This is a genomic window from Synechococcus sp. MU1655 (assembly GCF_023630655.1).
Taxonomy (GTDB): domain Bacteria; phylum Cyanobacteriota; class Cyanobacteriia; order PCC-6307; family Cyanobiaceae; genus Synechococcus_C.
Genome location: NZ_JAKUHK010000051.1, coordinates 1 through 9342 on the forward strand (window position 1 = coordinate 1; position 9342 = coordinate 9342).

Annotated in this window: 7 protein-coding genes; all 7 read right to left on the minus strand. The window is 54.5% G+C overall.

Features of this window, described 5'->3' with window-relative positions:
• On the minus strand, positions 1-930 hold a 930-nt coding region (locus NCN04_RS04135; RefSeq protein ID WP_250395258.1), incomplete at its 3' end, for a glycosyltransferase.
• Positions 927-2210 carry a glycosyltransferase gene (locus tag NCN04_RS04140; RefSeq protein WP_250395259.1) on the minus strand — a complete coding sequence of 428 codons (1284 nt, stop codon included), beginning with the start codon at positions 2208-2210 and terminating at the stop codon, positions 927-929. The genes NCN04_RS04135 and NCN04_RS04140, both read right to left, overlap by 4 nt.
• Positions 2203-3351, minus strand: coding sequence for a glycosyltransferase (locus NCN04_RS04145; RefSeq protein WP_250395260.1), 1149 nt, complete (start codon positions 3349-3351; stop codon positions 2203-2205). Before NCN04_RS04145 ends, NCN04_RS04140 begins: the two co-directional genes overlap by 8 nt.
• Complete coding sequence (locus NCN04_RS04150) at positions 3351-5561, minus strand: glycosyltransferase (protein WP_250395261.1); 2211 nt, start codon at positions 5559-5561, stop codon at positions 3351-3353. Before NCN04_RS04150 ends, NCN04_RS04145 begins: the two co-directional genes overlap by 1 nt.
• Positions 5562-5567: 6 nt before the next feature.
• Positions 5568-7385, minus strand: coding sequence for an ABC transporter ATP-binding protein (locus NCN04_RS04155; protein WP_250395262.1), 1818 nt, complete (start codon positions 7383-7385; stop codon positions 5568-5570).
• A 67-nt stretch (positions 7386-7452) separates the two neighbouring features.
• Positions 7453-8526 carry a glycosyltransferase gene (locus NCN04_RS04160; RefSeq protein WP_250395263.1) on the minus strand — a complete coding sequence of 358 codons (1074 nt, stop codon included), beginning with the start codon at positions 8524-8526 and terminating at the stop codon, positions 7453-7455.
• Between the two features lie 60 nt (positions 8527-8586).
• A complete protein-coding gene (locus NCN04_RS04165; RefSeq protein ID WP_048347749.1) occupies positions 8587-9300 on the minus strand; it encodes a biliverdin-producing heme oxygenase in 714 nt (237 codons plus the stop codon).
• Positions 9301-9342 lie beyond the last annotated feature (42 nt).

A 9342-nucleotide genomic window follows, 5' to 3' on the forward strand; every position in this document is an offset into this window, starting at 1 on the left:
AGGTATCCCGGCATGGCGCGTGGCCACCACGGGCAAACCACTGAGCTGGGCCTCCATCACTGCCACGGGATTGCCCTCACTGTCGCCATCGGGAGCCACCAAGGAATGCTGTACAAAACACCGCACCTCGCGCATGAGCTGCGCCACCCGATCCTGGGAACACACGCCCAAGAAACAAACTTGCCCCTCAAGACCAAGCTCCAACACCAGCGACCGTGCTGATGGCAAGAGCGGGCCATCTCCCACCATCCAGAGCTTGGGCTTCAGAGCGGCCGCAACTGGATCACGACAGACCAGAGCAAACGCCCTGAGCGTCTGAAGCGGACCTTTCTTGGCCACAAAACGCCCGACAGCCAGCAACACCGGTGGAGCCGCTGCCGGATCACTGCCATGGAACATCGCGGTGTTGGCTCCCGAGGGACTGACCAACACACGCGTCGGTGGAGCTCCCAGAGACAGCAACGTATCGGCCATCGGCCGCGATTTCACGATCACCCCAGCCGCGATTGCCATTAAGCGCCGATACCTCCCCTCCAAAAGCCCAAGCCGACTCCGAGCTGAAGCGTCCGAGCCACGGAAATGCGCCACCATCGGGACGTCACTCCAGACGCAAGCCTCCATCACTCTGACCGCCTCGAACCCAAATTCCGCCAGCACTGCGTCCGGGCGGTAACGACGAATAATGAACCAGGCAACGAACGATGCAGGCCAGGACGCAGCGCGTAGCAACCTCATCCGTGTGAGCACCTTGCTCAGGACGATCGCAGTCGCATACAGCGCCTGAAGAGGTCGTCGAAGAGGCCACTCATCGCCGAAATAGGGAATGCAACGCATGGGCAATCCCGCGAGATTGGCCCGAATAAACGTTTCACTCGTCGCCCTTCGAGTTGGAGCGAACACAAGCAGGTTGAGCCGTTGTGATTCGCTCATTCATCTGTCGGCAAAGCCAAAACAGAACGCCAACGAGGTTCGAGCACACTCCAATCGAGAGCCTCCAGTGTGGTGCGAGCTGCGCTGCCACAGCGCTCACGCAAGGCAGGATCGACGATGAATCGCTCCAAAGCTAGGGCCAGCGCTTCCACATTCTCAGACGGCACCACCAAACCTTCTACGCCATCACGCACCATCTCGAGAGGCCCAGGAGAAGCATCGCTGACCACGGATGGCAGGCCCGAAGCCATGGCTTCCAGCAGGGCATTTGGCATCCCCTCGAACCTTGATGGCAGAGCAAAGATGCTGGCCCGACGGAAAAACGTTTGAGGGTCAGAACGAAACCCCTCAAAACCCACCACATCATCAAGTCCCAGTGCACTGGAAAGATCTTTCAAAGCAGCGCTCTCGGGACCCTCACCCACCAAGGTGAGCCTCCAGCCCTGGCGAAGGGAAGGAGCCAAAGAAGCAAAAGCACGAAGCAAAAGATCAAGACCTTTCTGAGGCTGCAAACGAGCCAAAGCGAGAATCTCATGTTGGCGTAGACCCAATTCACCAAGCTGAACTGATGCTTCAAAACTGGACGGCAAGGGATTGGGCAGCAGCTCCAGTCGCTGCCAGCTCCCCATCGCTTGGAGGGCTTGGAGCACACCTTGGGTGTTAGCCGTCACGACGTCAGCCCGGCGATAACAAAGACGACGTAATAATGACCAAACTGCCTGCAACCGTTGCAAAGCAGGGTCGTTGCGCTCTGACACCACGAGGTGAATGGGTAGATCCCAGGTGGCCAGACAGCAAAGAATATTGGTCCGAGTGAGTAAGGCCAGCACCCGCTGGGGGCGCTCCTGGTCGATCAGATCGCGCAAATGCCGTAGACGCTCACCGCCAAGGCTGGTCGCTCCACGCTTGAACAATGAGTAGGCCAAACCATCGCACCCTGGTTGGATTGTTGACTCCAACCAGGGACTCAAAAGCAACAGCTGGAAGCGAATCAAGGCTCGATAAGCCTTGATCGTCTGAGCGATGCAAAAACGACGACCTCTGGCCAACCACGATCGATTCCATCCATCACTCAACCAGTGATGCAACACATTGGCATCAGGTCCAAGCTCCTGATGCCTCACCCCCTCTGGAATGTTGTGCAAGACGGGATGGCCATGAATGAGGGTTAGCACCTTCACGCGATAGCCCTGCGCAGAAAAGTGCTCCGCTGCCAAGAGACCGACCTTCTGCGCGCCACCCGCACCGAGATGGGGAAGCACAACCCAGAGATCATCCATGGTGCAACGTGCGCAAGGCCTCTAGGAAATCACGCCGCAGACGCACTGCGTCATAACGCTCCCGCACCTCCATGGCCTTCTCTCCCAACTGAAGGCATCGCTTCGGATCCGCCAGCAGGCCAGCAATCGCCTCAACCCAATCTGTTGTTGTCGCCTTCGGCGACAACAACAGGCCGTTTTCACCGTGACGGATCAAATCCGCCGGACCCGTCAAACAGTCGCTGGCAATGCAGGCACACCCTGCAGCCATTGCTTCAAGAAGCACATTTGGAAAGCCTTCGTACCGCGACGGAAGGAGAAAAATATTGGCACGCTTGTACCAACTCGCCATGCTGCCCGAGACGCCTGGGAGCAACAATCGCTCCTGCAGGTCGGGTTCATTGTCAAGGAGCTGCCGCAACCAGGCCTGCTGATCGAGGCCCCGATAGCGCCCCGGCGCAAGACCTAACAGCGCCAGATGGAGACTGGAATCACGTCGGCCCAGCTCGGCGAACACCGGCATCAACAGGTCGAAACCTTTCTGATTCGCCTTGGTACCCGCTGCGAGGAGAAGAGGGGATTGAGGAGGAAGCCAGTCATCGGGGTCAAGCAAGGGTTCCCTGTCCGGCAGTGGCCAGGTGACGGAATTGGGCAACAGCTGCTGCCTGCTCACACCACAGTGCAGACGCAGCCAAGTCCCAATTTGCCGGGTCTGCACCAGATGCAGATCAGCCCATGGATAAGTGAACCGACGTAACCAGCGCCACAGCAGAGATGGTGGCTTAGCCGGTGGATAGTTCCGCTCAGACACCACGGTTCGAAGTGACATGCCGGCAGTGGCCAACAACAACTTCACCGCTGGCAAGGTGGTCACACCCACACACAGATCACTGCGGTGGCATCGCAACAGATGACGCAACGCCATCACGCGAAAGGGAAAAGCAAACCAGCCCAACCGCTCCAAAGGAGGTACCAACGTTGGCTCAACCAGGCGCTTCACGCCCTCCGGGACTTGATAAGCATCCTTCTCGGATCCCTGGCGGGTGATCACAAGCACCTGCCAGCCCTCGTCTCTGCACCAGCGGGCCCACTGCAAAAGCACGCGTTCGGCTCCACCAAGCTTGAGAGAGTCGATCGTGAAAGCAACCCGTATCACTGCCATTACGGGGTGTTTAAAGAATGAAGAAACTTCAGGGCTTTTTCAGCGCGGTCACGGCGAAGATTCGGGAAATAGACCAGAAGAACCGGATCGACTAAACGCTCCTGGGCCGGGCGAGTTCCAGGGTCTGCAGACGACCAGCGACACTCCTGGAGCATAACCACAACAGCATTCGAGAAAGCTCGGTGATCTTCATGGGTTTTGCTGGCAATCAGGTCGAATCGCTTGGCGTGACATGCCTGGCGGAGCCGCTCCATCTCAGTGACGACAGCATCAAAACGCGAGGCATCCTCAGCATGCCAAGCCATCACTGCAGCGATCGTGAGACTGCGCATGATGTTGCGCGTCATCCGCGTCGCAGTGGTGCGATCGATGGCGAACGGGTCATAACGGCATGCACTCGCCAACAGCTCAATCGAGGCTCTATCTAGTCCTGAACTGTCCTTGAGAGCCATCAAAGCCCGCAACAGGGTGAGTTGTGCAGAAATCAGTAACTTGGCTCGGTTCTCACGGTTGGGCTTCAAGCAGCGATAGGTGTCAGGATCGCCTTCCAATGCAGCGATGATCTCTTCCAAGCCAATCACGCCCCGGCGGAGTGCAGCCACATCCTTAGAGTCGATCGCGCGATACGTCCTCACAACCCTGCAATATCCCGCGTAATGCAAGGGCAAAGAGGTACTCGACGCCAACACATCGAACAGTTCCAGTTGATCGAGACGGCTGCCAGGACGGGAACTACGACGGAAGAGCAGCTGATGCAAGATGTCTGCGACTCCATCTTCTTGCCAGATCCGCTCGATCAATCTGCAGGCACCACTGTTGTCTCCAACTGACAGGCGTCGACGAGCCAGTTCACTGAGGAGGGTGATGTTGGTGGGCTCCCGCTCCAACCAATGTCGCAAAATCCCCTCTGCGATCGATGGATGCCCCAATGAATCCAGAAGGCGCAGACCTGTCGTCCTCAGCCGTGCTGACAGCTGAGGACGACTCCACTGTTTGCGAACTTGGTGGTACGGAGGGGACTGCGGAGCCAGAGGTTCATCCGGCATCAAACCGTGATGAGCCAAGCGATTCAGCATCGCCTTCGTACGGGTGAAGTACGTGTGCTGTCGCGCGCGATCGAGGCGCTGCTGAAGAGTGGGTCCCTCTCCAGCCAGGGCTTGGCCAATGGCCGCTTCAAAGGTCGACTGCTCAGGAGAACAGAGAATCGCGACATCACGTTGATCCTCCAGGGCTGGAATGGCTGTCGCGACGACAGGACAACCAGCCGCTAAATACTCAAAGAATTTCATCGGATACATGCGGCGCGTGTAATCGTTGAGTTGCAAGGGCAACAACGCGACATCGGCATGGGCCAAATAGGCTGGGAGGGCGCTGTAGTGCCTTGGGCCAAGGAGATGAACGTTGGGGAAGCGACCCCAATCGCTGACATCCGTGCTCGGATCGGCTTCACCCACAGGGCCGATGAAGAGATACGTCCACTGCGGTGTTCGCTCCATCAACGACTCCAACATGTTGAGATCGAGCTTGTAGGCATCGATTGCACCGATGAAGATCAGAACAGGACCGTCACAGTGAGGCCAGTCGGAAGGGCGGTCCTGGTCTTTGTTGAGGGCGCGACCGAAATGGTCAGCATCAGCCACATTGCCGAAAACATGGCTGCCTGCATTCAGTGGCCCTAGCTCCGCATGAAGCCGGGGCGAGGTGGTGAACAATGCATTCGCGACCGTGCACAGATCCTTTTCAGCAGCTTGCAAAACCTGCACAGGCATGCCCGGCTGCGCTTGGATGCGATCCACGCACAAATAAACAACAGCGTGAAACCTGCTCAGCCGGAGATGAGCACGGGCCTGGGGATTAAAGGTCCAAAGCAGTGGACGGCGTAGATCCAGCACCAGATCAGCCACAAACAGGCTGAAATCCAGGCTCATCCGATTGAGGCGACCCGTAATCCCACGAGTTTGACCAGGCATCACCAGTGGAGACACCACCCAAAGACCAGGACGCACCTGCCTTGGAAGACGGAATCCGCGCCTTAAGCGACGGAGAATGCGACCAAAATCTGAACGATCTCCCCGAGGAGCACGAACCCCAAGAGAATCAACGTAAAGAACACGATGGCCTAAATCCGACAAGCAACAAGCCACATGCTGCTTATTTGTCCAAAGAGGATGATCCCAATCGGCCGTAGAAAGCAAGATAAAATCTGCCATTAATTGTCAAACAACGTCAAGCATTGTCATCTCCCTAAAACTAGGAGACAAATTACGGAGCGTTTCGAAATCACCAGAAGCGATTATGCGACCTTTGTCGATTTCATAAATTCGATCGCATTTTTTAACCGTAGAAAGGCGGTGTGCAATAACGACAATCGTACATCTACGTCCAACCAAATCCAAAGCCTGCATCACGTCATGTTCGGTTTTGTTATCCAATGCACTCGTCGCTTCATCTAAAACTAATAATTCAGCTTGGCGATAAAAAGCCCTTGCCAAAGACAAACGCTGACGCTGACCACCAGATAGCTTTATGCCGTCTTCTCCACACATGGTGTAAAGGCCATAGGGCATTTGTGCAACAAACTCAGTGAATTGAGCTGCATCCAACGCCGACCAAACTTTATCGTCATTGATACTTTCAGGATCTTCGCAGAAAGCCACATTCTCCCTCACACTTGCATCAAGCAAGCGAATATTTTGCGGAACAAAAGCACAGTTTGCTTGCCATGCAGGCATATCTTTCTTGGATACACTAATACCATCCAGGAGAAGGCATCCATCGCTAGGGTTATACAATCCCAAAAGAAGATGAGCTATTGTTGTTTTCCCACTTCCCGTACTACCAACAAGCGCAATACGCGAACCAACAGGTATTGATAAATTAATTTTTTCGAGGACCAGATGTTCACTCCCTCGATAGGAAAAACTAACGTTGTTTAACTCAATTAAACGACTAGGCATCACTCCATACGGCGATGGAACGCCCGCATCACCGAGCGACAGCCTTCCGGGTCGCATCTTTAACAACTCCAGAGCATCTTTGACGTCAGGAAGTCCACCCCTCAACTTGTTAACGCTACGAAAAACAGTCTGCAAAGGCCCAGTAATTCGGAGCAGAACAACCAACACCGTGGCCAAATCTGGCAACGCATCACGCAAACTGCTGCCATCGCCCGACGCTATAGCAGGCGCAAGTCCTACAATAAAAATAATCGTGATCCCAGCAGGTTCAATGACGAATCGCGGGACGTTTGGGAGCAGACTTGAAATTCGCTCATTACGCTTAGCCAGAGCTCCTTCTTGGGCGAAACGATCAACAAAATAATTGTGGGAAGAATAAAGCTGAACATCTCTAATTGACCGAATTGACTCTGAAAAAATAATTTTCAACCTTCTTGTGTATCGATTTTTTTGTCGCAATGCAAGCCTTAAATAAGGAGTGATTATGCGTGAAGACAAAACATAAGAGGCCAACAGGAGAGCAAAGACAAGAAGGGAGGAGGCCCCTAAAACAAAGAATACTCCAATCAATAAGGCCAATACTGAAACAAGATTGCCTGAAATCGTAATGATTGGAGTAATAACAGTACCTGTGACCCGCGAAAGAATACGATTAAAGCGTTCAGACAAAACCGCTGTGCGCTTATTCATGAAAAACTCATATTGCTGCAACATCAGATTTTTGTAGACCTTATTAACAAGATCTGACCAAATCTCTGCAGTCAGCAATGATTCCAATAAGGCCACTCCAAAGCGCATACCTGAAGCCAACCAATATGCAGCGATGAGAAGAGCAACAATCCAGCCCGACTGATCGAGCAGGCCTCCACCGAAAAAACGAATACCAGGTATTTGATCACCGAGTTTTGCACCTGCAAGCAAACCTACTAAGCGTGCAAGCAATCCAATTAACAAAATATCAATGAGCCCCTGAACCAGAGATGCCAGCAGAACAAGAATGAGATAACGAAGACGCTTCGAAGGAAGTTCTTGGAGCAGCAGCTTCAGTTCATTCCAAGTCTGACTTTTCAGGTGCATGAACAACGCTGCAAACGGCTGCCGTTTAGGCGAATGCCCAACATGAATTTAATTGATTAAAGACTGTTCACTGCTTCGATCCGCTTTGCTGCAGCCAGCCGGGCAACCGATTGACCACCTTCGTTTGCAGTGCCTGGATCCTCTGGTGCCATCTCAAACGGCGCGTTGAGGGAGAGCGAAGAACTAGGTCAGAGGTCTTAGCCAAGCCAGGAGTTAGGCCAGCAGCCAGACCAATCGAGTCGATCCAGAACAATGTTTGCTCCCATCGCTCTAGCCAATGGACTTCCGATACCTGCTCAAGAAGAGCCTCTAATTGATCTGGAGGAGGAAGCCAGGCCAACGGATCCTGAACAGCTGCCTGGATGCGATTGAGATCGTTGTTCAACGTCCCCTGACCAATCTGATAGGCGGTGTCACCGGGAGTGAGTAAGTCAGCCAAGGCGTGGTTGAAGCTACTGAACACAATGCAGCCACAGGCCAGTGCTTCCAAAGGCGGAAGCCCGAAGCCCTCACTCACTCCCCGGCCACGCCAATACTCAGCGGAGTCGTAGAGGTAAACGGTGGCGCTGTTAAACAGCGCCACAAGATCGTCCACCCAGCCGTCTTGCACTTCAACGCGCAACCCTCGAGCTCTGAGCTCTGGAACGAGCTGCTTGAGGACATAAGGACTGCTCTTCCTCTTCTGCACCAGCACTTGAATCGGTCGTGGGTCCGATCCCCTGATCTGGGTCTTCTGTCTGGCGCCGCGATCAATCCACTGAGGTTCGAGGGCATTCGGCACCCATGCCAGCGGATTCCGCGGAGCTCGATCACCCCAATAACCAAGGGTGTTACGGCTGACGGCGATCACCGGGACACCAGGCGGCAAATCAAATCCATACCCACTGCTATGGGCCTGATACACCGCAAGTCGACCACGCAAACGCTTCAAGAGGCCGGGAACATCAAACCCCCAGCTCACGAGCCACATGACCTCGCCGGGTGCATCCTCTTGATCAAGAAGGTCGTCAAGAAAGGGATGCGATTGCTCCCGAGCCCGATAGGTCACGACCTCCGTGGGACGCAACTGCGACAGCAAACGGGCCGTCTGCAGCGCAACGCTTAATCCGCCACAACGAAAACGGGGCCCGGTGCCTGGCACCAGAACCCGTATCGATGTGAACGATCTTGAGGAGTGTTGAATGCCTTCCTCGCTGAACACCTAGGCCGCAGCGGTCTCAGTGCTACCCGTGCGCTGACGGCGCGTGAGGAAACCAAACAGAACCTTGCCGATGGCAGCAACAAGATTGCCCTCAAGCTCCTGGAACATTTTCATGTTCAGGTGAAACGCCTGATTGGCCTCTTCGACGATGCGATCGGCTGTGGGCTGGTCGATCGGCAAGGTATCCATCGCAGAGCGATAGGTGGTCTTGAAAGCTTTTTCGTCCGCGATTTCTGGGAACACATAAAAGTGCAAGCCATCATCGGTGGGGTTGTTCATCGCCTTCTGAGCAATGTTCTTCAGGATCTGCCCACCTGAGAGATCACCTAAGTAGCGAGTGTAGTGATGACCCACCAACAACTCAGGAGCTGTCTGAGCCACTTCGCGAATCCGAGCGACGTACTCCGTCGCTGCGGGAGAGGCTTCGATCTGTTGCCGCCATTCAGGGCCGAAATAGAAAGCCAGGTCTTCCTCGAGGGCGGTGACGCGATCGAGCTGCTCAAAGGCAATCGGGGCCAACACGGGGTGCTCCTTGAGTCGATGCATCTCCTCTTCCATGGCTTCATAAACAAAGAAGAGGTCTGCCACCAACTTGCGATAGCTCAGCTTGTCCACCACACCCTTCAGGAAGCAGCTCACGAAGCCGGTGTTCTCGGCCATGGTGTGTGACTTTTTCGTTCCTTCCCGGAGCTGGGTAGCCAGAGCGACTGACATAAGAATGCAATACGAAGCGATTGAAAGACCTTAAATTCAGTT

Coding starts and splice junctions, on each gene's coding strand:
- NCN04_RS04140 (WP_250395259.1), bottom strand. CDS start 2,210: ATGGATGATCTCTGGGTTGTGCTTCCCCATCTCGGTGCGGGTGGCGCG.
- NCN04_RS04155 (WP_250395262.1), bottom strand. CDS start 7,385: ATGCACCTGAAAAGTCAGACTTGGAATGAACTGAAGCTGCTGCTCCAA.
- NCN04_RS04165 (WP_048347749.1), bottom strand. CDS start 9,300: ATGTCAGTCGCTCTGGCTACCCAGCTCCGGGAAGGAACGAAAAAGTCA.
- NCN04_RS04150 (WP_250395261.1), bottom strand. CDS start 5,561: ATGGCAGATTTTATCTTGCTTTCTACGGCCGATTGGGATCATCCTCTT.
- NCN04_RS04145 (WP_250395260.1), bottom strand. CDS start 3,351: ATGGCAGTGATACGGGTTGCTTTCACGATCGACTCTCTCAAGCTTGGT.